This window comes from Arthrobacter wenxiniae, assembly GCF_013376105.1.
Lineage (GTDB): Bacteria > Actinomycetota > Actinomycetes > Actinomycetales > Micrococcaceae > Specibacter > Specibacter wenxiniae.
The window spans coordinates 1-22630 of sequence record NZ_JAAMFM010000022.1; the positions used below are offsets into that span (position 1 = coordinate 1).

At 67.4% G+C, this 22630-nt stretch carries 22 protein-coding genes; 9 read left to right on the forward strand and 13 right to left on the reverse strand.

Annotated features, from left to right (window positions below; all coding sequences use genetic code 11):
- Nucleotides 1–151 precede the first annotated feature (151 nt).
- Both G6034_RS13565 and G6034_RS13570 read left to right on the forward strand, forming a co-directional pair.
- Complete coding sequence (locus G6034_RS13565; RefSeq protein WP_176635644.1) at nt 152–406, forward strand: hypothetical protein; 255 nt, start codon at nt 152–154, stop codon at nt 404–406.
- 54 nt (nt 407–460) lie between these two features.
- Nucleotides 461–1870 carry an MFS transporter gene (locus tag G6034_RS13570; RefSeq protein WP_176635645.1) on the forward strand — a complete coding sequence of 470 codons (1410 nt, stop codon included), beginning with the start codon at nt 461–463 and terminating at the stop codon, nt 1868–1870.
- Nucleotides 1871–1941: 71 nt separating this feature from the next.
- Here the strand turns inward: G6034_RS13570 and G6034_RS13575 are convergent, their stop codons facing one another.
- From G6034_RS13575 to G6034_RS13590, 4 genes are all read right to left on the reverse strand, one after another.
- Entirely contained in the window at nt 1942–3690 is a 1749-nt protein-coding gene (locus G6034_RS13575; protein WP_176635646.1) for a pyruvate dehydrogenase, read from the reverse strand.
- A 118-nt stretch (nt 3691–3808) separates the two neighbouring features.
- Nucleotides 3809–4975, reverse strand: a complete 1167-nt coding sequence (locus tag G6034_RS13580; protein ID WP_176635647.1) for a mannitol-1-phosphate 5-dehydrogenase — start codon at nt 4973–4975, stop codon at nt 3809–3811.
- Entirely contained in the window at nt 4975–6894 is a 1920-nt protein-coding gene (locus tag G6034_RS13585) for a PTS mannitol transporter subunit IICBA (protein ID WP_176635648.1), read from the reverse strand. The genes G6034_RS13580 and G6034_RS13585 overlap by 1 nt, the downstream gene beginning before the upstream one ends.
- A 53-nt stretch (nt 6895–6947) precedes the next feature.
- Complete coding sequence (locus tag G6034_RS13590) at nt 6948–7670, reverse strand: TetR/AcrR family transcriptional regulator (RefSeq protein WP_176635649.1); 723 nt, start codon at nt 7668–7670, stop codon at nt 6948–6950.
- A gap of 115 nt (nt 7671–7785) precedes the next feature.
- Here G6034_RS13590 and ptsP point away from each other — a divergent pair, with 115 nt between their 5' ends.
- A complete protein-coding gene (ptsP, locus tag G6034_RS13595) occupies nt 7786–9471 on the forward strand; it encodes a phosphoenolpyruvate--protein phosphotransferase (RefSeq protein ID WP_176635650.1) in 1686 nt (561 codons plus the stop codon).
- A gap of 67 nt (nt 9472–9538) precedes the next feature.
- Nucleotides 9539–9817 (forward strand): HPr family phosphocarrier protein, encoded by a 279-nt coding sequence (locus G6034_RS13600; RefSeq protein ID WP_176635651.1) that lies wholly within the window; start codon nt 9539–9541, stop codon nt 9815–9817.
- 43 nt (nt 9818–9860) lie between these two features.
- Here the strand turns inward: G6034_RS13600 and G6034_RS13605 are convergent, their stop codons facing one another.
- On the reverse strand, nt 9861–10151 hold the full coding sequence (locus tag G6034_RS13605; RefSeq protein ID WP_176635652.1) for a MoaD/ThiS family protein: 291 nt from the start codon (nt 10149–10151) through the stop codon (nt 9861–9863).
- 9 nt (nt 10152–10160) lie between these two features.
- Nucleotides 10161–11273 carry a WD40/YVTN/BNR-like repeat-containing protein gene (locus G6034_RS13610; protein WP_176635653.1) on the reverse strand — a complete coding sequence of 371 codons (1113 nt, stop codon included), beginning with the start codon at nt 11271–11273 and terminating at the stop codon, nt 10161–10163.
- Between the two features lie 135 nt (nt 11274–11408).
- On the opposite strand from G6034_RS13610, the gene G6034_RS13615 reads away from it, so the two are divergent.
- Genes G6034_RS13615 through G6034_RS13625 form a run of 3 tightly spaced genes read left to right on the forward strand, consistent with a single transcriptional unit; the run spans nt 11409 to nt 14328 of the window.
- Nucleotides 11409–11732, forward strand: coding sequence for a metal-sensitive transcriptional regulator (locus tag G6034_RS13615; protein ID WP_176635654.1), 324 nt, complete (start codon nt 11409–11411; stop codon nt 11730–11732).
- Nucleotides 11733–11736: 4 nt separating this feature from the next.
- The gene (locus G6034_RS13620) at nt 11737–11964 is read left to right on the forward strand and encodes a heavy-metal-associated domain-containing protein (RefSeq protein WP_176635655.1); all 228 of its coding nucleotides are present in this window, start codon (nt 11737–11739) and stop codon (nt 11962–11964) included.
- An 18-nt stretch (nt 11965–11982) separates the two neighbouring features.
- A complete protein-coding gene (locus tag G6034_RS13625; RefSeq protein WP_176635656.1) occupies nt 11983–14328 on the forward strand; it encodes a heavy metal translocating P-type ATPase in 2346 nt (781 codons plus the stop codon).
- 28 nt (nt 14329–14356) lie between these two features.
- Here G6034_RS13625 and G6034_RS13630 read toward each other — a convergent pair whose 3' ends face one another.
- A complete protein-coding gene (locus G6034_RS13630; RefSeq protein WP_176635657.1) occupies nt 14357–15379 on the reverse strand; it encodes an EamA family transporter in 1023 nt (340 codons plus the stop codon).
- A gap of 73 nt (nt 15380–15452) precedes the next feature.
- Between G6034_RS13630 and G6034_RS13635 the strand changes: the two genes are divergently transcribed.
- Nucleotides 15453–16022 carry a CGNR zinc finger domain-containing protein gene (locus G6034_RS13635; protein WP_176635658.1) on the forward strand — a complete coding sequence of 190 codons (570 nt, stop codon included), beginning with the start codon at nt 15453–15455 and terminating at the stop codon, nt 16020–16022.
- A gap of 9 nt (nt 16023–16031) precedes the next feature.
- On the opposite strand, the gene G6034_RS13640 is transcribed toward G6034_RS13635, so the two are convergent.
- The 5 genes from G6034_RS13640 to G6034_RS13660 form a co-directional block, all read right to left on the reverse strand.
- Nucleotides 16032–16823 carry a carbohydrate ABC transporter permease gene (locus tag G6034_RS13640; protein ID WP_246295905.1) on the reverse strand — a complete coding sequence of 264 codons (792 nt, stop codon included), beginning with the start codon at nt 16821–16823 and terminating at the stop codon, nt 16032–16034.
- Nucleotides 16824–16927: 104 nt separating this feature from the next.
- Nucleotides 16928–17914 (reverse strand): carbohydrate ABC transporter permease, encoded by a 987-nt coding sequence (locus G6034_RS13645; RefSeq protein ID WP_176635660.1) that lies wholly within the window; start codon nt 17912–17914, stop codon nt 16928–16930.
- Nucleotides 17915–17919: 5 nt separating this feature from the next.
- Entirely contained in the window at nt 17920–19335 is a 1416-nt protein-coding gene (ngcE, locus tag G6034_RS13650; RefSeq protein ID WP_176635661.1) for an N-acetylglucosamine/diacetylchitobiose ABC transporter substrate-binding protein, read from the reverse strand.
- An 80-nt stretch (nt 19336–19415) separates the two neighbouring features.
- On the reverse strand, nt 19416–20180 hold the full coding sequence (locus G6034_RS13655) for a sugar isomerase domain-containing protein (protein ID WP_176635662.1): 765 nt from the start codon (nt 20178–20180) through the stop codon (nt 19416–19418).
- Complete coding sequence (locus tag G6034_RS13660) at nt 20173–21141, reverse strand: MurR/RpiR family transcriptional regulator (RefSeq protein WP_218063919.1); 969 nt, start codon at nt 21139–21141, stop codon at nt 20173–20175. Before G6034_RS13660 ends, G6034_RS13655 begins: the two co-directional genes overlap by 8 nt.
- An 84-nt stretch (nt 21142–21225) precedes the next feature.
- Here G6034_RS13660 and G6034_RS13665 point away from each other — a divergent pair, with 84 nt between their 5' ends.
- Entirely contained in the window at nt 21226–22221 is a 996-nt protein-coding gene (locus tag G6034_RS13665) for an N-acetylglucosamine kinase (protein WP_246295888.1), read from the forward strand.
- Between the two features lie 3 nt (nt 22222–22224).
- Here G6034_RS13665 and G6034_RS13670 read toward each other — a convergent pair whose 3' ends face one another.
- Complete coding sequence (locus G6034_RS13670) at nt 22225–22593, reverse strand: hypothetical protein (protein WP_176635664.1); 369 nt, start codon at nt 22591–22593, stop codon at nt 22225–22227.
- Nucleotides 22594–22630 lie beyond the last annotated feature (37 nt).

The window sequence follows — 22630 nt, forward strand, 5'->3', positions numbered from 1 at the left end:
CGGCATGGCGGCCCGGGGACACGGGACCAAAATTTCATGATGTGAAATTTAGATCTCCTCTTGTGAAATCTAATGCATGGGTTTAGAGTCGTTTCATCCTCAAAATGTGAGGCACACAACACTCAGTTCCCTTGATTGGTTGTACCAAACGATGAATTACTACGAGCACGATGCGCTGAAGGCGAGTTCGGCGCATCCACGGCAGGGACGGCAACGACGCCGCATCCCCGGTCAGGTTCTGTTCGCCGCAGTGGCGTTGATAGTGATCGGCCACGTGTGGCCATTCACCGTCGTCCCGCCACTTTCCTGGAGCATGGAATCCGTCCTCATGGCGATCCTTTTGGCATCGCTGATCCCCATGGCGCGATCCGCCTGCAACTATTCAGCCGTTCGCGCCACCCCCTAGAAGAGCTCCCACCAGGCAGGCCAACGCCTCTACATCCCACTCCCGGAGATTTTCATGTCCAAATCAGCAAAAACGGTTCCTCCCGCGCAACCCACTGACCACCACGCGCCCAGCCCCGAGCCATTGTCCCCCGAGCGATTGTCCATTGCCAAGCCGGTGAAGCCACGCGGCAGGGCACGCTGGAACATTGCCCTGCTCATGGGCTTTGGCATTTTGATCAACTACATCGACCGGCTCTCCATCTCGGTCACCCAAACCCCGCTTTCGCACGAATTCGGTCTCACCGCGACCGAATTCGGCATCCTGTCCTCCGCCTTCCTGTGGTCCTACGCGATCATGCAGATTCCTTCGGGGATGCTCCTTGACCGCTTCGGCGTCAAGAAGATCTGGGGCGCCAGCGCCGTCCTGTGGTTCATCGCCTCGGTGCTGACAGCGGTTGCCTCGGGCGCCTGGATCATCGTCCTGGCCCGCGTCCTGCTCGGCGTCGCAGAGGCACCCGCCTTCCCCGGCGCCATGAAGGCCACCGGCCTGTGGTTCCCGCGCCACGAGCGCGGCCTGTGCACCGCCATCTTTGACAGCGGCACCCGCCTGGCCAATGTCCTCGGGCTGCCCCTGATTGCCTTCACCGTGGCCACGTGGGGCTGGCGCGAGGCGTTCTGGGTCCAGGCCGGCCTGTCCCTGGTGTTCCTGGCCGCCTTCGTCTGGAAGTACAGCGGCCCCGCGGCCAAGCTGCACAAGAAGGCGCTGTCCGAGGAAGAGTACAAGTACATCGTCGACGGCGGCGCCTCCTCCGAGTCCGTCCGCCCCAAGAGCGACCTGGCCACCGTCGGCTACCTCCTGCGCCAGCGCAAGGTCTGGGGCTTGTCACTCGGCCTCGCCGGGGCGGGGTACGTGCTCTGGATGCTGTTGACATGGCTGCCGGGCTACATGCAGCAGAGCATGGACCAGAGCATCCTCAAGAGCGGCATCTACGCGGCCGTGCCCGCCCTGGCCATGTTCATCTCGGAACTGACCATCGGCGGCTGGTGGGTGGACCGGGTGATTGGCCGCGGCGCCAACGCCGACAAGGTCCGCAAGGGCGTCATCATCGTCGGCATGGTCGTGGCCCTCCTGACGGTCGGCGCCGCCTTCAGCCACAGTGCGACGTCGGCCATCATCTGGATTGCCGCCGGCAGCGCCGGGATCGCGCTGGTCTACGTCACCAGCAATTCCCTCCCGGCCCTCATCGCCCCGGAGGGCAGCGCCGGCTCACTGGCCGCCATCGTCAACTGCGTCAACCTGCTGGCCGGCGTGGCCGCCCCGATCGTGACCGGCATGGTGGTGGACATCACCGGCAGCTTCGCCTTCGCCTTCATCATCGGCGGCGTGGCGCTCGTGGGCGGGCTGCTCTCCTACATCCTCCTCATGGGGAAGCTGGAACCCATCCCGGCCCGGGCCGTGGTGCACGACGACGCCATCGCCTGATCCCCCGCCCGCGTCCCCATCCCCCGCTGCTGCCGCGCCGTCCGCGCGCCAGCCGCGGGGGATGTTGCCTGTCAGCCGCGGGGGATGTTGCGCAGGTTGCTGCGGGCCATGCTGACGGCCTCGCCGGCCCCCTTGTTCAGCACGACCTTGGACATGGCCGTGGCAAAGCCGATCACCTGCCCGCCCTTGAGCTTGGGCGGGATGGACAGGGCCTGCGGATCGGTGATCAGTTCCACCAGGGACGGGCCGTTGTGGGCGAACGCGGCGCGGTAGGCGCCGGCAATGTCCGCCGGGTCGGTGACGCGGACGGCATGGAAACCCAGCGCGGCGGCAACCGCGGCGTAGTTGGCGTCCGGGACGTCCACACCAAAGTCCTGCAGGCCGTCCACCAGCATCTCCAGCTTGACCATTCCGAGCGTCGAGTTGTTGAAGACCACCACGTTGAGGGGCAGCTTGTGCGCGGCCGCCGTGACGAGTTCACCCAGGAGCATGGACAGGCCGCCGTCGCCGGAAACGGAAATGACCTGCCGGTGCGGAAAGGCGGATTGCGCCCCGATGGCCTGGGGCAGCGCGTTGGCCATGGAGCCGTGCAGGTAGGAGCCGATCAGCCGGCGGGTGCCAAGCGGGTTGATGTACCGGGCCGTCCACACATTGCACATGCCCGTGTCGGCGGTGAAGATTGCGTCCTCGGCGGCAATCTGGTCCAAAAGGGAGGCCGCGTATTCCGGGTGGATGGGCACCAGTTTGTCGGCCTTGCGCGTGTAGGCGCCCACCGCCTTGTTCATGAGCCTGTCATGCTTCTTCAGGATCGCGTCCAGGAATTTGGAGCCCTTCTTTTCCTTCACGAGCGGCAGCAGCGCCTGCAGGGTGGGCAGGACGTCGCCGTGAATGGCGAGGTCGACGTCGGTGCGCCGGCCCAGGTGTTCCGGCGCCCGGTCCACCTGCGCCGTCCTGGTTGCGGGCAGGAACTGGTCATAGGGGAAGTCGGTGCCGAGGAGGATCAGCAGGTCCGCGTCCTCGATCCCCTCAGCCGCGGCACCGTAGCCGAGCAGCCCCGTCATGCCGATGTCGTACGGGTTGTCGTATTGGATGAAGTCCTTGCCGCGCAGGCTGTGGCCGACGGGCGCCTTGGCCTTTCCGGCCAGCGCCAGGACCTCGTCATGGGCGCCCTGCACGCCGGCCCCCGCAAAGATGGCCACCTTGGCGGCGCCGTTGATGGCGTCAGCCAGCTCCTGCACGCTCTCGGCGGCCGGCACCAGGCTGGCCGGGCGCAGCGGGCGCTGCAGGGGCGACGGCGCGGTGGCCGGCAGGCTGGCGATGTCCCCTGGCAGGGTCACCACGGCCACGCCGCGCAGGCCCACCGCATGCTGGATGGCGTTGTGGAGCACGCGCGGCGCCTGGTCCGAGGTGCTGACCAGCTCCGAATACACGGAGCACTCGTCAAAGATCCGGTCCGGGTGGGTCTCCTGGAAGAAGCCGCTGCCAATCTGCTTGCTGGGGATGTGCGAGGCGATGGCCAGCACCGGGGCGCCGGTGCGGTTGGCGTCGTAGAGGCCGTTCATCAGGTGCAGGTTGCCGGGCCCGCATGAGCCCGCGCACACGGCGAGCCGGCCGGTCAGCTGGGCCTCGGCCCCTGCGGCGAACGCCGCGGCCTCCTCGTGCCGGACATGGATCCAGTCGATCCCGCCCTTGGCCGACCCTCCGGTTTTCCGCACGGCGTCGACCAGGGGGTTCAGGCTGTCGCCCACAATTCCGTAAATCCGCCGCACCCCCGCGGCCTGCAGTTGTTCGATGAGCTGGGTGGCAAGTTCCTTGGCCATGGGCACGTCTCCTGCAATTCTCGTCCAATAGGGTGGTCCTGCTGTTCGACTACCGCCAATATAGCCCCCGCGCCATGACGCCGGGCTACGAAAGAGGGGCCACGCCGCGGGTGCGCCGCTAGCTGGCTGCCGCCGAGTCCTGTGCCGCGGCGATCAGCTCGCGAACGGAAGGAAACAGCGGATGGCCGGGCGCGAGACCGGTGATCCGTTCCGCTGCGGCGTCCGCCGTGTTCTCGGCAAGGATGGAGGCCAGTTCCACGGCCTCGGCGTCGCCGGCGTCGTAGAAGCGCAGGGCGGCTCCGACGGCCTCCAGCAGGGCGGCGGGCAGGACGCCGTTTTCCGCGAGCTCGGCGGCCGGGCCGATAAAGCGCTCGTGGCGGCTGAGCTTGCGCAGCGGTGCACGGCCCACGCGCACCACGGTGTCCGGCAGGTGTTCATTGGAGAAGCGCACCAGGATTTTCTGGACGTAGGCCTCCTGCTCAGCCTCGCTGAAGTCATGCTTGGCCACCAGCAGGGCCTTCGTTTCCGCCAGCACGGCCCGGACCTTGGCCTGGACGTCCGGGTCCGCCATGGCGTCGGAAATCTTTGCGATCCCGGCGGCGTAGCCAAAGTAGGCCGTGGACGCGTGCCCGGTGTTCACCGTGAACAGCTTGCGTTCAATGTACGGGGCAAGGTCGTCAACAAAGGTGACGCCCGGAATGGCCGGCGCCGCCCCGCGGAACGGAGTCCTGTCAACGACCCATTCAAAGAACGCCTCCACCGTCACATCCAGTCCCTGGCCGGGCGCCTGGTCGGGCACAATCCTGTCCACTGCCGTGTTGGCAAACACGGCACGCGCATCAACAGTGGCGGCGTCCAAGGCGTCCGGCCCGGAGCCGCCGCGAATGGCCGCCTCCAGGATGTCCGTGGCGTTGATGGCGTTCTCGCAGGCCATGACCTGCAGCGGTGCCAACCCGGGCGAGCGGGCAGCGATGCCGCGGGCGATCAGCGGAGCCACGAACTTCAGGATGCCCGGCCCCACCGCGGTGGTGACCATGTCCGCCGTCGCAATTTCGGCAACCACTGCGTCGGGCTCCGCGGCCGAGTTCAGCGCCCGGAAGTTGTCCACCGTGTGCACGGCCGCGTTCTCACCCACCGCGCGCACCTGGTAGCTGTCCGCCGCCGCGAGCTCGTCGATGAGGGCCCCGGCGACGTCGGCAAAGACCACCTCGTAGCCGGCGTTGTGGAGCAGCAGCCCCACAAATCCGCGGCCAATGTTGCCGGCCCCAAAATGAACTGTTTTCACTACGCGTTGACCCTTCCGAAGATGTCCAGGACCTCGTCGACGCTGGTGGCCCGTTCCATCCGGGCCACCAGCTCCTTGTCCGTGAATACGCGGGCAATGGAGGACAGGATGGCCAGGTGCTCGTTGTTCAGACCAGCCACGCCCACCACGAACTTCACGGGCTTGCCGTTCCAGTCGATGCCCTCCGGGTAGCGGATGATGGACACGGCCGAGCTGGCAATGTTTCCCTTCGCCTCGTTGGTGCCGTGCGGGATGGCCAGGAAGTTGCCCATGTAGGTCGAGACCGTCTCCTCGCGCTCGTGCATGGACGCCACGTAGGCCGCATTGACTGCCCCGCGGGCCAGCAGCAGCGTGCCGGCCTCGTCGATGGCCGCGTCGCGGGTGGTGGCGGAGCCGTCCAGGATGACGCTTTCGCGGGCCAGGACGTTGCCGCCCACCTCATCCCCCGCTTCCTCGGGGCCCGCGAAGGCCTGCGCGGCGTCCGGGGAGTTGCTGGCCTTCACGAGCTCGACAATGTCCGCATAGCGGGGGCTGTTCATGAAGTTGTCCACGGCGAAGTGCGCGGCGCTGGCGGTGTAGGGCGCCGCCCGGTCCGCGAGGTCCTGGTGGGTGACCACCACGTCGTAGGAGTCCGTCAGGTTGGCGATGGCCGCGTTGGTGACCTTGACCTGGGGGAAGCCGGCCTTCTTGATCATGTTGCGCAGCACCGAGGCGCCCATCGCGCTTGAGCCCATGCCGGCGTCGCACGCAAAGACAACGGTGGAGATGGGGCCCCTGGCCGCGGCACCGGCCAGTGCCGAGGCCACCGAGCTCTTCCTGCCCTTGAGCTCCTCCATCCGCGCGGTGGCTTCGCCCAGGCTGTCCCTGTCCACGTCCTTGAGCGGGCTGACCTTCAGGATGAAGGAGGCGATCAGGAAGGAAACGGTGGCGGCGAGCACCACGGAGAGGGCGACGCCGACGTAGCTGTCCCTTGACGTCATGGCGAAGACCGCAAAGATGCTGCCCGGGGCCGCAGGGGCCACCAGGCCTGACCTCGTGATGACCAGCATGAAGATGCCCGTCATGCCGCCACCGATGGTTGCCAGGATCATGATCGGCTTCATCAGGACAAACGGGAAGTAGATCTCGTGGATGCCGCCCAGAAACTGGATCACTGCCGCGCCCGGGGCGGAGGCCTTCGCCAGCCCCTTCCCGAAGATGGCGTAGGCCAGCAGCAGGCCCAGTCCGGGGCCGGGGTTGGCCTCGAGCAGGAAGAGGATGGACTTGCCCTGCTGCAGGGCCTGTTCGGTGCCGAGGGGCGTGAGGATGCCGTGGTTGACGGCGTTGTTCAGGAACAGGACCTTGGCGGGTTCAATGAAGATGCTGGTCAGCGGCAGCAGGCCGTGATTGACCAGGAACTCAACACCGAAACTTGCGGCGTTGCTAAAGGCCAGCACCACCGGGCCCACCACCACCAGTCCGACCACGGCCATGATGCCCGAGAGGATACCCGCCGAGAAGTTGTCAATGAGCATTTCAAAGCCGGGCTTGACGCGCCCCTCCCACACCTTGTCCAGCCTCTTCATGATCAAGGCCGTCAGCGGGCCCAGGGCCATGGCGCCAATGAACATGGGGATGTCGGTGCCCACAATGACGCCCATGGTCGCCACGGCACCAACCACGCCGCCACGGACACCGTGGATCATCTTGCCGCCGGTGTAGCCGATCAAGAGTGGCAGCAGGTAGGTGATCATGGGACCGACCATGGCACCCAGGGCCGCGTTGGGGAAGAACCCCGCGGGGATGAAAAGGGCTGTGATGAGGCCCCAGGCGATGAAAGCCCCAATGTTGGGCATGATCATGCCCGAGAGGAAAGTGCCGAATTTCTGCACCCCAACCCGCGCGCCGCCCTTTGTGGCGGCCACTGATGGTGTTGCCATGTCAATTCCTAACCGTAGGTCCTGCGTCTGCGCAGAACGAGCAAGTGTTGGTCTTATGAAGTTTTGGCGATGCGGTCCAGCCACTCCAGGAACATCTTCAGTTCCGTGGTTGAGAGCTGCTCCGGGTGTGATGATTCAAGTGCGGCGTTGAGGGCGATGGCCGCCACCACCACCGACGACGCCCCCACCGGCGCCCCCGCACCGCTCAGTTCCGCCTCGGAGGAAACGGCCGAGATGACTGCCTCGCGGGTCATGTCCGACAGGTCGAAATTGCGCTCGGCGGCGGGTTCGGCAATGAGCATCAAGGTGACGCCGACGTTGGCGGCCAGGATGCTGCGGGCGGCTTCCTGGGGCGCAACGCAAAGCTGGCCCGCGGCTGCGGCCTTCTCCAGCATTTCCTCCATGAAGCCTTCCGCCTCGGCGACCCGCGCCGGACGGCTTTCCGGGCGGATGTTGCCAAACATCACCGAATACAGCTGGGGGTTGTCCAGGCCGAACTTCAGGTGGTTGTCCCAAATTTGGCGAACGTCCGCCAGGGGCTTGCCGGTGGGCGCGAAGTTGTGCTCACCGGCCACGTACTCTTCAAATCCGACGTCGATGACCGCATTGAACAGCCCCTCCTTGTCGCCAAAGTGGTGGTACAGGGTGGGAGCCGTCACGCCCGCCAACTCGGTGATTTGCCGGGTTGAGACAGGCTTGCCGGCCGAGTTGGCCAGCAATTCAGCGGCGGCTTTGAGCAGCCTGGCTTTAGGTGGAAGCTGGCCGTCGAAGTTCATGGCTGCTACCCTATCACCTATAGCAACGCTATATGAAGTAAATCACAAAAGTGATTTTGGGTCCCCGCGACAGCCGGGCACCGCCGCCAGCAACCAAGGAACGTGAGGACTTTCAATGCAGAATTTCCCAGGAGTGGGCGTCAGCCCGGGACGAATCGTTGCGCCCGTCCGGCAGATGCCCCGGCCGCTCGCGGACCCGCCTGCCGGTGAAAAACTGGCCCCGGGGACCACCGCCGAGGACGCGGCCGAGGCCCTGAAGGCTGCCGCCAGGACCGTCCAGGAGGAGCTCCGCCGCCGCGCCGCCGAGGCTGCCGGCGATGCGAAGGCTGTCCTGGAGGCCACTGCGCTCATGGCCACGGACCCCATGCTCATCAAGGCCGCCGTCAAGCTCATTAACACGGGAACGTCCGCGGAGCGCGCCGTCTGGGAGGCCGCCGAGGCCGTCGCCGCCATGCTGGTGAGCCTGGGCGGCTACATGGCCGAGCGCGCCACGGACGTCCTGGACGTCCGGGCCCGCATCGTCGCCGCCCTTCGCGGCGTCCCGGCCCCCGGCATCCCCGCCTCCGCCACCCCCTTCATCCTCGTGGCCGAGGACCTGGCGCCCGCGGACACCGCCACCCTGGACCCCTCGGTGGTGGTCGCTCTGGTGACGGCCGGCGGCGGCCCCCAGTCCCACACCGCCATCATTGCCCGCTCCCTGGGCCTGCCCGCCGTGGTGGCGGCCGCCGGCGTCGACAGGCTGCCGGACGGCACCGAGGTTTACGTGGACGGCGCCGCCGGCACCATCTCCACCGAACCCGGCGAAGGCGAGCGCGCGGCGGCCACCGCCTGGGCCGCCAACGCGTCCACGCTGGCCGTCTTCACAGGCCGGGGCACGACGGCGGACGGGCACCTGGTCCCGCTCCTCGCCAATGTGGGCGGCGCCAAGGATGCCGTCAAGGCCGCTGCCGCCGGCGCCGAGGGCGTGGGGCTGCTGCGCACCGAATTCTGCTTCCTGGAACGGGAAACCGAGCCGTCGAACGCCGAACAGGTGGAGGCCTACCGCGGCGTCTTTGACGCGTTCCCGGGCAGGAAGGTGGTGGTCCGGACGCTCGACGCCGGCGCGGACAAGCCCCTGCCCTTCCTCACCGATGCCACGGAGCCCAACCCGGCCCTGGGCGTGCGCGGCTACCGCACGGACGCCGCGTCCCCCGGCGTGCTGGAGCGCCAGCTCGCCGCCATTGCGGAGGCGGCCACCGGCTCCACGGCCGACGTCTGGGTCATGGCCCCCATGATTTCCACCGCCGCGGAAGCGGCCCATTTCGCGTCCCTCTGCGCGGCCGCCGGGCTGAAGACGCCGGGCGTCATGGTCGAGGTCCCGTCCGCGGCCGTGACCGCGGAGTCGATCCTGCGCGAGGTTGAATTCGCCAGCCTGGGCACCAACGACCTCACGCAGTACACCATGGCGGCGGACCGCCAGCTGGGGCCGCTGGCCGCCCTGAACAACCCATGGCAGCCCGCGGTCCTCCAGCTGGTCCGCCTGACCGTGGCCGGGTCCGCGGCCGAGGGAAACGGGAAGCCGGTGGGCGTGTGCGGCGAGGCGGCCGCGGACCCGGCCCTCGCCGTCGTCCTCGTGGGACTGGGGGTGAGCACGCTGTCCATGTCGGCGCGCTCGCTCGCGGCCGTGGCGGCGGTCCTGGCCACGGTGACCCTGAAAGAGGCCCGGGAAATCGCTACACTTGCCCTACGCGCAACCAGCCCCGGGGAAGCACGGGAGCGGGCGCGCGGGAAACTGCCCATCCTCGAGGAGCTCGGTCTGTAGGCCGGGCCCGTCCCCAACACCCACCGAACCACCCACGTTTTCACCACCAGCTCCCCCAGGAGGAACCATGTCCGAACGCAAGGCAACCGTTGCCAGCAGCTCCGGCCTGCACGCCCGCCCCGCCGCCCTCTTTGCCGAGGCCGCCGGCAACGCCGGCGTTGAAGTCACGATCGCCATGGATGGCGCCCCGGCAGAGGACGCGATGGACGCCAGCAGCATCCTGTCCCTCATGACGCTGGGTGCCGAGCACGGCAGCACCGTGGTGCTGCGCGCGGAAGGCGACGGCGCGGACGCCGCCCTGGACAAACTGGTCGCGCTGCTCGAGACGGACCTCGACGCCGTGTAGCGGGGCCGGCGTCGGCCCGGCGCCCGCGGGGGCCGGCGTCGGCTCAGCCGCCGGCCACCGACTGCATGACCATGACTTCCGATCCGGCGGCGACGCGGGTTTTCAGCCCGTCGAGCCGCCGGACGTCGTCGCCGTCGAGATAGATGTTCACAAAGCGGCGCAGGCTCCCCGTTTCATCACGCACCCGCCGGTTGAACACCGGGTATTGCGCGCCGATGGCGTCCAGCAGGTCGGCCAGCGTGGCGCCCGCCGCCTCCACGTCCAGCCGCAGCTCCTCCCGCCCGCCCGTGACCGGCCGGAGCAGGCTGGGTATCAGCACGTTGACTTCAGGCATGGACCCTCGTCACAGCCCGACGACGGCGGCCCGGACGCACAAGACGTCCGGCAGCCCCGTGAGGACCGGCGCAAAGCTGCTGCCCTCGTCGCCGCTGGCGTACACGGTGCCGCCGCGGGTGCCGAAGAAGACGCCCACGGGTTCCGCCGTGTCCACCGAGGCGGCGTCGCGCAGCACCACGTTGAAGTCGGGTTCCAGCAGGCCGTCGGCCAGGCGCGCCCAGGTGGCGCCGGCGTCGTCCGTGCGGTGGACGGCCAGCTGGCCCTCCGGCGGGATCCGCGCACTGTCGGCCGTAATGGGGACCACCCAGGCCGTCCCGGCACGCCGGGGGTGCGCCAGCATGGTGAAGCCGAAGTCGGCCGGCAGGCCCTCGGCGATGGATGTCCAGGTGTCGCCGTTGTCATCGGTGCGGTAGACGCCGCCGTGGTTTTGCGCGTACAGGACCCCGGGATTTCCCGCGTCCCGGGCCACCTTGTGCACGCACTGGCCGAATTCCGGCTCGGCGTCCGGCATGAACCCGGCACCGATGCCCTTGTTCCTGGGCTGCCAGGACGCCCCGCCGTCGGTGCTGCGGTAGACGCCGCCGGTGCTCATGGCGATATGGATCGTGTTGGGGTCCGCGGGGCTGGGCAGGACCGTGTGGGCCGCCGCGCCGCCAAAGCCGGCACCCCATTCGGACCGGTGGGGGTGGTCCCACAGGCCGCGGTTCAGCTCGAAGTGCTCGCCGCCGTCGGTGGACTTCCAGACGGAAATGGGCTCGCAGCCGGCCCACACCACCCCGGGCCGGTCCCCGGTGTCGGGCTGGATCTGCCACACGCGCTCCAGGGCGGCCCCGGTGTCCGGCGGGAAGGTGATGGCGCCGTTGTCCGGCTCCACCCACGTTTGCCCGAGGTCGTCCGAGTGCGCCACGGTGGGGCCCCAGTGTTCGCTGCGCACGCCCACCAGGATGCGGGTGCTGCCGTTGCGCGTGTCGATGCCGATGCTGGGGATCTCGTTCATCAGGAAGTGCGGGCCGGTGAAGGTGTAGGCGGCCCGGTCGGCACTGGTGCCCAGCCACATGCCCTTTTTGGTGCCCACAGCCAGCAGGTAGGTGCTTTTTGACGTATCTCCGTTGTTAGCCATGGGGTCAAGTCTTGCCACCCCGGGCCCGAGCGGCAAGAGTTTCCGGCCGGTAATTTGCCCGCGGGCGCGCCCGACCCGGAAGAATACCCCCAGGGGGTACTTGCCACATACCCCTTGGGGGTATAGCGTAAAGCCATGAGCACTCCAGCAGAAGCCAGCCACCCCTACGGCTACCACGAGCAAAAACAGGCCTACCTCCGCCGCCTCAAGCGGGCCGAGGGCCAGGTCCGCGGCATCGCCAGGATGGTCGAGGAAGACAAGTACTGCATTGACATCCTCACGCAGATGGCCGCCGTCAACAAGGCCCTGCACGCCGTGAGCATCGGCCTGCTCGAGGACCACATAGCGCACTGCGTGGTCAACGCGGCCAACGATTCCCAGGCCACCGGCAACCCGGAGATCGTCTCCGGGAAGGTATCCGAGGCCACCGCCGCCATTTCCCGACTCCTGAGGAGCTAGCACCATGAGCCACACCACCACCGTCAACGTCGCCGGCATGAGCTGCGAGCACTGCATCAATTCCGTCACCGAGGAAATTTCCGGGCTCAAGGGCGTGGAAGTGGTCGCCGTGGACCTGAACGCGGGCGGGATTTCCGAGGTCACCATCACCTCCACCCTGACCCTGGACCCCGCGGAAATCGGCGAGGCCGTCGCGGAAGCCGGCTACCTCGTCGTCGCCAACAACGCCTAGCCACCACGGAGGAGCGCCATGAGCGACCCAGCCATCTTGTCCCAGACCGCCGCGCCCGGGCCCCGCCTGGTCGAGATCGACATCCAAGGCATGACCTGTGCCTCGTGCGTCAGCCGCGTGGAGCGCAGGCTTGGCAAACTCGAAGGCGTCAGCGCATCCGTGAACCTCCCGCTGGAGACGGCTGCGGTCACGGTCCCCGCCGGCATTACCGACCAGCAAATCCTCGACACCGTCAAAGCCACGGGCTACACCGCCACCCTGAAGAGCCCCGCCTTTCCCCAGCACGACGCCGGACCCCACCTTGCGCCGGCGCCCCGCCCGGGTGCCGCGCAGCACGGCGGAGGACCCGCCCCTTCCGGCCAGGACCACCTGGCCCACGGCGGCAACGCCGCCACGCTGCGCCCGCGCCTGGTCCTCGCCGCCATCCTGGCCCTGCCGGTCCTGCTCGTTTCCATGGTTCCGGCACTGCAGTTCCCGCACTGGGGGTGGGTGGCCGGCATCCTCACGCTGCCCGTCGTCACGTGGTCCGCCTGGCCGTTCCACCGGGCGGCGGCCATCAACGCCCGGCATTTCGCCTCCACCATGGACACGCTGGTTTCCATTGGGGTCACGGCGGCCTTCCTGTTCTCCGCGGTGGAACTGGCCCTGGACCCGATGATGACGGCCCACGGCACGCCCATGAACGGCGAACACGCCCCGCTCTACTTTGAAGTCTCGGCCGTGGTGGTTTCGTTCCTGCTGCTGGGCCGCTACCTGGAGGCGCGCGCCAAGGCCAAGGCAGGCGACGCCCTCAGGGCCCTGCTCACCCTCGGCGCCAGGGAAGCCACGGTGCTGCGCGACGGCGTGGAGCTCAAGATCCCCGCCGCGGAACTCGCCGTTGGCGAAATCTTCGTGGTCCGCCCCGGCGAGAAGATCGCCACGGACGGCGTGGTCACCGACGGCGCCTCCGCCGTCGACACCTCGCTCATCACGGGCGAGTCACTGCCCGTCGATGTGGGCGTTGATGACGCCGTCACCGGCGCCACCATCAACACCTCCGGCCGGCTGCTGGTGCGGGCCACCCGGGTCGGCGCCGAGACTACGCTCGCCCAGATGGGCCGGCTCGTCAGCGCGGCTCAGGCCGGCAAGGCCCCCATCGCCCGGCTGGCGGACAGGATCAGCGCCGTGTTCGTGCCGGTCGTGCTCGCCGTCGCCGTCCTCACCTTTGCCCTGTGGCTGTTGCTCAGCGGTCCGGTGATCGGGGCTGGCGAGCTCCAGGCCGCGTTCACGGCCGCCGTTGCCGTGCTGATCATCGCCTGCCCCTGCGCCCTGGGCCTGGCCACGCCCGTCGGCCTGCTTTCAGGAACCGGCCGCGCCGCCCAGCTCGGCATCCTGATCAGGGGCCCGCAGGTCCTGGAGGACACCCGCACCGTCGACACCATCCTGCTGGACAAGACGGGAACCGTCACCGAGGGCAGGCTGTCCGTGGTCGACGTCGTGCCCCTCACCCGGGTGCCCGCCGCCGAACTCCTGCGCCTGGCCGGCACCGTGGAGTCCCACAGCGAACACCCCATCGCCCATGCCATCACGGCCCACGCCCGTCAACAGACCGGCGGGGCAGGCCTCCTGCCGGAACTCACGGAGTTCACCTCAGCGCCGGGCGGCGGCGTGCGCGCCGCCGTCGAGGGCCGCACCGTGCTGGCCGGCCGCACGGGCTGGCTGGAGGAAAACGGCGTCGAACTTTCGGCTGCGGACCGGGCAGCCCTGCTGGAGCAACAGCAGCGCGGCAGCACTGCCATCTGGGTGGCCGTCGACGGCGAAGCCGCAGGCCTGATCGCCCTCCGGGACACCGTCAAGGCCGGGTCGAAGGACGCCATTGCGCAGCTGCGGGAACTGGGTCTGCACCCCATCCTGGTGACGGGCGACAACGCGGCCGTGGCAGCCAGGGTGGCGGCCGCCGTCGGCATTGCACCCGGCGACGTGCATGCCGACGTCCTGCCCGAGGGGAAGGTGGAGGCGGTCAGGAAGCTGCAGGCGGCCGGCGCCACGGTGGCCATGGCCGGCGACGGCGTCAACGACGCCGCTGCCCTGGCGCAGGCCGACCTCGGCATCGCCATGGGCTCGGGCACGGACGTCGCCATCGAGGCGGCGGACCTGACGGTGATGGGCAGCGACCTGGGCCAGGTGTCCACCGCCATCGCGCTGTCGCGGAAGACGCTGGGAACCATCAAGGCCAACCTGTTCTGGGCGTTCTTCTACAACGCTGTCGGCATCCCCGTGGCGGCCCTGGGGCTGCTCAACCCGATGATCGCCGGCGGCGCCATGGCCGCCAGCTCCGTGCTGGTGGTGGCGAACTCGCTGCGCCTGCGCCGCTTCGGCCGGTAGCCGCCGCCGCGAGCCTTGCCGCGGCGCTTCAACCCTGCCGCTGCGCGTCCACGTGCACGGCCGGCGCGGCCTCCAGGTCCACGACATAGGACGGGCCGCGCCGGCGGGAGCCGCGCAGCTCGTCGAGCCGGACCATGACCACGCCGGCCATGATGGACAGCCCGCCCAGCAGCTGGACCAGTCGCGGCATCTCCCCCAGCAGAATCCATGCCCAGATCACGGCAAACAGCACCTCGAACAGCGCCACAAAGGACGCCACCTTCGAGCCCAGGCCGCGCGTGGCAATGATGCCGGCCACGTAGGCAAAGACCGTGGAGATGAGCACCAGCCCCAGCACGGGCACCAGCCACGGAACCAGCCGGCCGGCGAAAACCACGTCCGACGCAGTAAACGTCAGCGGCATCAGGCCGGCCAGGCCCAGGGCGAAGATCAGGGCCGCGCCGACGGCCGTGCCGCCGCCGGCCATGAGGATGGGCGGGACGTTGTCATTGCTGCGGGCGGACATGATGAAGAAGACGGCCGAACACACCGCCGCGGCAAGGCCCCAGAGGATGCCCGTCACGCTGACCTTGGTGCTGCCCGCCAGGTCCAGCACCAGGACCAGCCCGGCCATGGCACAGACCGCCCCGAGGATGGTCAGCAGGCGCGGGCTGGTCCGGGTGGTCAGCCACGCCCAGCCCACCAGCAGCACAGGCGAGAGGTACTCCAGCAGCAGCGCCACGCCCACGGAGAGGTGTGACACCGCGTTGAAGTAGAACAGCTGGCACAGCGCTATGGGCACGATCCCGTAGAGCGCAATGCGCAGCAGCGATCCCCTGACGGCCGCCCACTGCCGCACCAGGCTGATGGCCGTCGGCACCGCAAGCACGGCGGCGGCACCCCCGATGCGCGCCGCCACGGCGGCGCCCGGGGACCAGCCGGCCTCAAACAGGGATTTGGCGAAGGGTCCGGACAGCGCAAAGGTCGCCGCGGAGGCGAAGGCGAAGAGCAGCGCGGGGGAAAATGTCTTGGGGGGCGCGGTGGGCAGGGCGGCGTTCTTGGGCGAGGTCATGGGCGTGTCCGTATGTCATGAGTAAAAGGCGTTAGACTCATGACACTACGCCCGTCAATTGTCAGGAGTCAATGTGGCCTTTACTAATGACACGGAGGTGGCGCTGGTGTCCGCCGTGAACTTGATCAACACGGCGCCCATTGGCGTCCTGCCGGACGGCACGGAGTCCGGCATGGACACGCTGGCCACGGTGGCACAGCTGGATGGCTTCGTGGCGGCGGAACAGATCACCGGCTCACGGGAACACTCCGCGGCCGAGCTGGCGGCCGTGCAGCGGATGCGCACCGAGCTTCGGAGCATCTGGACGGCGGATGAGGACACGGCGGTGTCGATGGTCAACGCCCTGCTCGCCCGGGCCCGCGCCCTTCCCCAGCTGGTCCGGCACGACCAGTGGGACTGGCACCTGCACGCCACGGCCCCGGCGGCCCCGCTCGCCCAGCGGATCGGGGTCGAGGCCGCCATGGCACTGGTGGACGTCATCCGCGGCGGGGAACTGCAGCGGCTGAAGGTGTGCGCGGCCGGCGACTGCCGGGCCGTGTTGATCGACCTGTCCAGGAACCGCTCCCGCCGCTACTGCGACACCGGCAACTGCGGGAACCGCGCCCACGTGGCCGCGTACCGCCGTCGGAAATTGGAAAGTTGAGGTTGGGAGCTACTTCATGGTGCCTGCGGACACGGAGCCCTGCAGCTGGCGCTGGAAGAGAATGTAGGCGACGAGCACCGGCACCACCACGATCACGGCGGCCGCAAACAGCGAGCCAAAGTCCACCGCGTACCCCTGCTGGCCGGCGAAGGCCGCGATGCCCTGCGAAAGCACCTTCTCGTCGGGGTCGGTGTTGATGGCCACCGGGATCAGGTACTGGTTCCACAGGCCCAGGAAGTTGAAGATGGCCACCGAGGCCATGCCCGGCTTGGCCATGGGCAGCATGACCTGGAAGAAGGTGCGCCACTCCCCGGCCCCGTCGATCTGAGCGGCCTCGGCGATTTCACTTGGCAGGGCCTTGAAGAAGGCAAACAGGAAGAAGACGGTGAACGGCAGCGCAAACGCGACATAGACGATGATCAGCCCGGGCAGCGTGTTGAGCAGGCCAATGTTCTTCAGGATGAAGAACAACGGGACGATGGCCAGGAAGATCGGGAAGGTCAGGCCCGCCAGCATCAGGTAGTAGACGGCGCGCGAGCCCGGAAAGGCGTACCTGGCCAGGACGTAGGCGCACATGGCGCCCAGGACCATGACAATCACCAGCGCGCAGCCAACGACGATCACCGTGTTCAGGAAATAGTTGCCGATGCCGGCGGTGTTCCACGCGCTGACGTAGTTGGCGAAGCTCCAGTGCTTCGGCAGCGAAAACGGCGAGGCAAAGATTTCACTGGTCGTCTTGAACGAGGACAGCAGGGTCCAGGCCAGGGGGATCAGGACCATGAGGGACCACAGCGCCAGCATGGTGTGCGAGATCCCCGCCACCACCTTGTCGCCGGCCGTCTCCTGGGCCTTGCGGTTGACGTGCCCGAGGGTGTCGGACGGTTTCTTGGAAAGCTTGAGCGACATTATTCGTTCACCTCCCGGCTTCCGCCGGTCAGCCGGTTCACCATGAACACCAGCCCGGCGAAGATCAAGGTGAGCGCTGCCAGGACCACGCCCATGGCGCAGGCGAGGCCAAACTGGCCCTTCGCGAACGCCGTGCTAAACAGCTTTTGGGAAATCACGAGCGTGGAGTTTCCCGGTCCGCCCGTGGAGTTGAGGACGGACATGTAGACAAAGGCATCCAGGGCCAGGATGCCCATGTAGATGTAGGCGGTCTGGATGTTGTCGCGGATCAACGGGATGGTGATGCTGATGGCGGTGCGGAAGCGGCCCGCGCCGTCTATGCGGGCGGCTTCATAGGTTTCCGCCGGGATGCCCTTGATGGCGGCGATGAAGAGGATCATGTAGAAGCCCACAAAACCCCAGACGATGACCACCATGGAGGCGATCATGGCCGTGCGCGAATCGCCCAGCCACGGGTAGGACTTCAGCCCGTCGAACCCCATCCCCGTCAGGACGCCATTGAGCAGGCCGGAGCTGGGATCGTAGATCTGGCCCCAGATCAGGCCAATGACGACGGCGGGGATCACATAGGGGAAGAAGGAGATGATCCGGTAGAAGCCGGCTCCGCGCAACCCCTTGATCTGCCCGCGGCTGCTGCCGCCGATCGTGACAAGCGTGGCCAGCACCAGCGACAGGATGACGGTGATGACGGGCAGGAAGACGGCGAGGATCACGCTGTTGCGCACGGAGATCATGAAGATGTCGTCTTGAAAGAGCTTGACGTAGTTGGCCACGCCGATAAACGGCATGTTGTTGTTGTAGCCGCCCCAGCTGGTCATCGAGTAGTAAACGGCCTGGGCAAAGGGCGAAATGACGAAGACCAGATAGATCACCAGCGGCAGCCCCAAAAAGACCGCCATGAAGCTGACCTTGTCGAATGTCAGTTTTTTCCGGCGTCGCCGGGCAGCGGCGGGGACGCCGCCGCCCGGCAGCACGCGAGTTGCCATTTGAGTCACTTCACTTCAATCTTTGTGACCGAGCTGTCGTTGGCTACCTTGTCGGTGATGTCCTGCAGCGCCTTGGTCAGGCCGGCGGCGTCGAGCTTGCCGTCCAGGAAGGAGTTCCACGGCACCAGCTGGTCGGGGTTCATGCCGTAGAGGTCCACGAAGTTCCACGTGAAGATGTTCTTCTTCGCGTTGTCCAACATGGTGGTCTGCGAGACCAGCGCCGTCGAGCCGAAGCCGTCCGCGGGCACGGTGCCCTTGACGACGGTCGGGGCCAGCTTGGTCTTCGCGAAATTGACGGCCGATTCCTTGGAGAGCATGACGCGCAGCAGCTCCTTGCCGGCGGGAACGTTCTTGCCCTTGGAAGGAACGACGAACGGCTCACCCGCGGCGGAACGAATGCCCGTCTGCGGGATCTTCGGGCTCGAGGAGACGACCGGTACCGGGGTGCCGGTCATCTTGAAGTCGGCCTTGGTCTGGTCCTTCATCTCATTCTCGATCCAGGACCCCGAGGGATAGAGCAGGGCGTCCTGGTTGTTGGACCACTGGGCCTGGGCGGCCGTGAACTGGGTTCCGGAGCCGCCGGGCTTCATGTAGCCGGCCTTGATGATCTTTTCCAGGGCGCTGAAGACGCTCTGGACCGCCGGAAGCGACCAGCAGTTCGGCTTGAGGTTCTCCAGGGCCAGGCGGACCTCGTCGCCACCTTCCTTGATGGCCGATTCGATGGCCATGGTCTGGTAGTACGTGGCCGCTTCCTTGCCCCAGAGGAACAGGTACTTGCCCTTGGCCTTGGCCGCGGCGCCGAGCGCCATGGCTTCGTCCCAGGTGGTGGGGACCTTCCAGCCATTGGCGTCAAAGAGGGATTTGGAGTACCACAGGGCGTACACGGTCAGCACGTAGTTGATGGCCGCCACCTTCCCGCCAAAGGTCCCGGGGGCCAGGACGCCGTCGTACAGGGTGTCGGCGATCTTGGTGCCCTCGAGGTTGTTCGCCTCGGTGATGGACTTGAGGTCCTCGAGCTGGTCCAGGATGGTGCTGAAGCCGATGGACTTGGCACCGGAGTTGTCGATCAGGTCCGGCGGGGTGCCGCCGACGAATCGGGGCTGCATCTCCTGGGCTATGTCGGTGGAGGGGCTGATCTTCACGTCGATGCCGGGGAATTCCTTCTTCAGGATGGCACCGGCAAAGTCGACATAGTCAATGCCGTAGCCGCCCTTGAAGATGACCGCGTCAAGGGTGCCCGTCTTGGCAACGCCGAACGGATTCGTTGCGGAGACCGCCCCGCCGGCGGCCGCCGAGGTCTGGGTGGTGCCGCCGCCGCCTGCGCAGGATGCAAGGGCCCCGCCCAACGGAACAACGACGGCGGTGGCGAGGGCGCCGCGGAGGAATCCACGACGCTGCACCGGCTTGTTCAAAATACTCATTCTTTGTACTGCCTTCCATTGATGGTACGAGCGCTAAAGATGCTGCCGTGTACTTGGGGTACGGGTCCTGCTTCCATGTGTCATGCCTCGCGCCTGAGGCGGCCGGCATAACTGGCCACCAGCGCATTGTTGTGTTCGTCGCCGCCCGGCGTGTTTGCCGAAACGTAGATGGGCGGTTCTTTCCCCGCACGGACCAGGAATTGGACAGTCTCGATGGTCAACAACTGCGCGATGTACGCCCCTGTTATCGATGACACTGCCCCCACCCCTCCTCCGCCGGAAATCTCAAGGGTTGTATCGCCAAAAGGCGCCCTGTTATCCATAACAATATCCGCAATTTCACTGAGACGCATCCCACACGGGTGTTTGCTCTCCACGGCGGCCGTGTGCGCCAGGCTGGTCACCGCGATGACGGTGTGCCCGCGTTCCTTGGCCAGCAGCGCCAGCCCCACCACGGAGGCGTTGACGCCGGAGTTCGAGGCGATGATGAAAATGTCCCGCGGGTCCACGGGCTGGAGCCCAAAAAGTTCCTCGGCCACCCCGTCCTCGCGTTCCAGAATGGAGCCTTCCAGGGAGTCCAGCACGGCGACGTGGCGGCTGCCGTGCAGCACCAGGTCGCGAAGGGCAATCTTGCTGGTGGGTATCAATCCGCCGGCGCGTCCGGCGATTTCCATGGCGAAGGCCTCGGAATGCCCCGTGCCGAAGGCCTGGATGACGCCGCCGGCGGCGACGGCGTCGGCCAGGGCGTTCGCCGCGGCGGTCAGGCCGCCGGCGGCCGCCCACACGGTGATGTCTTCCAGGCGGGAGCTGACTTCACGACTGAATGCTGCAATGGCCTCAGACATGCTTGCGGCTCCTTTCACCTGTGCGCTGGCGGCGGACTCCCAACTCCAGGCGTGCCGCCCGGGTGGGGCGCCGGTGCGGCGAGACGGCAGCGGCGGAGGCGGCCAGCTTGGCGGCAGTCTGGGTGAAGTTCATCTGGGCCACCAGCAGGTAGATCATGTCCAGGACCAGCAGCTGCACGTGTTTGGCGGAGAGGTCGTCCGGCTGGAGGAATTGTTCGTGGACCGAGGTGATGATGGCCTCGTCGGCGCTCTCCGCGAGGGGCGAACCGGGGTTGTTGCTCAAGGCGACGGTCAGCGCGCCGGCCTCGCCGGCCTCGCGCAGCATTTGGATGGTTTCCTCGGTGCGGCCGGTGTTGGAAATGCCAATGGCCACGGAATTTGAATCCTGGATGGCGGCGCTGGTGAGTCCGGCGTGGACCTCGGACCAGTGGTGGGCATTGATGCCGATGCGGTAGAGGCGGGACTGCAGTTCCTTGGCCATGACGGCGCTGCCGCCAATGCCGTAGATGTCCACATGCGAGCTCATGGCGATGCGGCGGGCGATCTTGTTCATCAGCGCCAGGTCCATGACGGCAGCCGTTTCCTCCAGGGACCGGGTGTGGGCGTTGACCAGAGTGCTCAGCACGTCACCTGCCGAGTCATCGGGGCCGAACGCCCGCCCGATGTCCGACTTCCAGGATTCCCTGGCGTCGCTGCGGCCCACATCCGAGGCGATGCTCACCCGAAAGGGAACATAGCCCGCATATCCCAGCAGGCGGCAGAAGCGGGTCACCGTGGCCGGGGATGTCTTGGTCTGCCCGGCCAGCTCCATGATGGAAAGCTCCAGCGGGGCGTGCGGGTGCTCCAAAAGAAACGCGCCAATCTTGGCCATCGCCGCCGGCATGTCCGGCAGCTTGGCCTGAATGCGGTTCACCACGCCGGCGGCATTTGCCGCTGCGGGAGAAGGGGTGAACGTCGCCATCTGAAAATCCGTTTCTTTTTGACCTGCGTAGATTGAAAACTATTATCATGGTCAGTGTAAGTCAAGTCACAGCTAGGGCACGGAATGGTAACGATGCACAATTACCTCGCAATCGACGCCGGCGGGACTTCCACCAGGGCAGTTCTGGTGGCATCCTCAGGGCAATGCCTCGGCTATGGTTCCGCCGGCGGCGGAAACCCCGTTTCCCGGGGATTTGAGGGCTCGGCGGACGCCCTGCTGGGCGCCTCCGCCGAGGCCCTTGGGGGCACGGGTGGGACGGTCCATTCGGCCACCGTCGCGCTGGCCGGGGCATCACTTGAAATGCCGCCGGAGCCGCTCCTCAGGCGACTGGAACCCTTGGGTCTGAGTCACGGAGTCGTGATTGAATCTGATTTATTGGCGACCTTTTATTCCGGAAGTTATCATGACGATGGCCATGCGCTGATTGCCGGGACGGGCGCCGTGGCCGCCCGCGTGGAAGGCAGCCGCCTCGCGGATGTGGCCGACGGGACGGGATGGCTCCTGGGCGACAGCGGGGCCGGATTTTGGCTGGGCCGGGAGGTGGTGCGTGCCGTGGCGGCCGCCCTGGACGGGCGCGGGCCGCACACCGCACTGACGGAACGGGTGCTGGCCCAGCTGGACATCAGCGCGGACACGCCGCGGCGCCGGTTCGGCCGCCCGGGCGCCCTGCAGCAGCTGATCACCAAGAGCTACGCGCTGGCACCGATCGAGCTCTCGCGCTTTGCGCCCCTGGTCTTCGGGGCCGGAGCGGACCCCGTTGCCCGGGACATTGCCGGGCGTGCGGCTGCCGAGCTGGCCCGGACCCTGCTGGCAGTCCTGGAGGGGGGACTTGACGGGCCGCTGGTTTTTGGCGGCAGCGTCCTGACCAAGGGCGGATCCATTGCGGCGGCCGTCATGGAAGAGGTCCGGGAGCGGGCCGGGGGCCCCTGCCCGGCGCCCGTGCTGGTCCGCGACGGCCTGGCCGGCGCGGCCGTGCTTGCCCTCAAGCGCCACGGGGTGGCCGTGGACGCGGCCGTCTTTGACCGCATAACGGCCAGCCTGGCCGCCCTGCGGGGGTGACCGTCAGGCGGTGGGGGTGCCGCCGTCGTCCTTCTTCTCCGCGGTCTCCGCAGACGTCCCGGCAGCGTCCGCGGCGGCCTGCCTGGCACCGGGCAGGCGGTCCGAGGACCGGCGGTTCACTCCGGATCCCTCGCTGAGGTAGTCCGGGTTTTCCTTGTGGCTCATGACCAGCAGGGAGGAGACGAGCAGCGTGGCGATGAACGCGATGCCGAAGGCGATGCCGCCAAGGTCCCAGCGCAGCCCGTGCTTGGTGCCGCCGGCGGAGGAGACCAGCACAACAACGCCGGCCACGGCACCCATGGCGAAGGAGAAGCTCAGGGGGAACCTGATGGAATTGCCCGACTTCGAGCTCTGCGGCTCTTTATTGCCCACGATGGATCCTTAGGTATTGGTTGTGGCACCGGCTCAC